The following is a 1,743-nucleotide window of genomic DNA, read 5'->3' as shown; positions in this document are numbered from 1 at the left end:
AAGAGCGCTTGCGACTACAAGGGCTACCCATCACTTGTCAGGGGCATGTCAACGATCGGCAGCTTGGGGCAATGATCGGAAATTAGTGGAACTGGCACGTCATGCAAGCCCTGCTCTCCAAGCTGCTCCCCGGCTGTCTGCAACCCGCGGCACCTCTGTGGGTGGCCAGCGCGCTCGAATTCTGTGCCCCCGGCTCGCTGTTGCGTCCCGGCTGGCTGCCGCTCTCAGCACCTCTCTGGATGCTTGGTGCGCTCGAATTAGAAGCTCCCTGCTCGCTCGAATTACCGGCCAGCTTCTCTGACCCTCTTGCATTAAAAAACTGCCGTATGTCTACTTGCCTCTCTCTGGCCGCGTCGCGCCTTGGTGCCTGGTTCCTACTCGTGGGGTCGGGTCGGGTCGGGTCGGAGCTCGCCATTCGAAGCAACGCGTCCAGTCCGGTTACGCGCCGCCTCACTACGCTCGCGGCCACTTAGGCTCGGCTCTGGCGTAGCGCAAAAAAGGCCCCTCTTGCCTCGACTGCGACCCCCGTGCAAAAGCAGCGACGAAGGGGCTCCCCGCAGTCAAGGCACAGACCCATCCCTATGCGCGTCTCCGACACGCAGAGGGTACACATCCTCCTTGGCCAAATGCCTGAGCCGGGCTTTCCCGGCTTTTCAAGGCTGTTGAAGGCTCCTCCAAAACGGCTTGGGCATGCAGAGCGGGCAGACCTCCGTCCGCCGGCAGCTGCGCCACCGTCGCCGCCTCCGCCATCGCCGGCGGGCGGTTTCGGCCGCCGCTTCAGGTTGCCTCCTGGCTGGTCGCTGCTCTCGGTCACCCTTCGGGTTTCCGGAGCACTCGAATTGTGCTGTGCCCACTCGCCCGTGCTGCTGTCCGGCGTCACACAGCTCCGGGCGTCCGGCGCACTCGAACTCCGCTCTGGCACGCCTGGCCTGCTCAAAACTGGCACGCCTGGCATGCTCGAATTGTGCTCTCTCTCTGCCGGCGTCACCGTCGCCGCCGCGCCGCCGCCATCGCACCCAAAAGTCGCCGCCGTCATCTCGCCGCCATCGACAAGCAAGATCTCACTGGCGGGCGGCTTCCGTCGCCATTTCAAGTTGCCTCCTGGCTGGTCGCTGCTCTCGGTCACCCTTCGGGTTTCCGGAGCACTCGAATTGTGCTGTGCCCACTCGCCCGTGCTGCTGTCCGGCGTCACACAGCTCCGGGCGTCCGGCGCACTCGAACTCCGCTCTGGCACGCCTGGCCTGCTCAAAACTGGCACGCCTGGCATGCTCGAATTGTGCTCTCTCTCTGCCGGCGTCGTCGTCGCCGCCGCGTCGCCGCCATCGCACCTAAAAGTCGCCGTCATCATCACCACGCTCCCCTCCTCAAGCGGGAGCAGGCCGCCTTCACTACCCAGACCTTCTTCGTCATCCCTTGTCACCACGCCGCCATTGACAGCCTGGTTCAGTGCTCCGTACTCGCCGCCCATGCAACCTGCCTCAACCATGGCTCCAGCACTGCCTTCCTCACCGGCCGCCTGGTTCTTCATGCACCCTATCACCCCGCCGGCAGCGACTGCATGGTTCAGTGCGTCGCACTCGCTCATGTACTTTGCCTGCACCATGACTCCAGCAACCTCGTTCTCACTGGCTGCCTGGTCCTTCGTGCACCCTATTACCACGCCGACAGTGACCGCCTGGTCCAGTGCTTTGTACTCGCCGCTATTGCTCCGGCCGATGTCCTCGTCCCTGCACCCCATCACCA

Annotated in this window: 1 protein-coding gene; it reads right to left on the bottom strand. The window is 64.1% G+C overall.

What is annotated here, in order from left to right:
- Positions 1-469: 469 nt before the first annotated feature.
- The coding region (locus ABWQ00_RS15955) for a hypothetical protein (protein WP_353239641.1) at positions 470-1,743 on the bottom strand (1,274 nt) is incomplete at its 5' end.

Source organism: Limnohabitans sp., assembly GCF_040400975.1.
Taxonomy (GTDB): Bacteria; Pseudomonadota; Gammaproteobacteria; order Burkholderiales; family Burkholderiaceae_C; genus Limnohabitans_A.
Note: the sequence above shows the minus strand (reverse complement) of the source record. Positions and strands in the feature narration are given on the sequence as shown.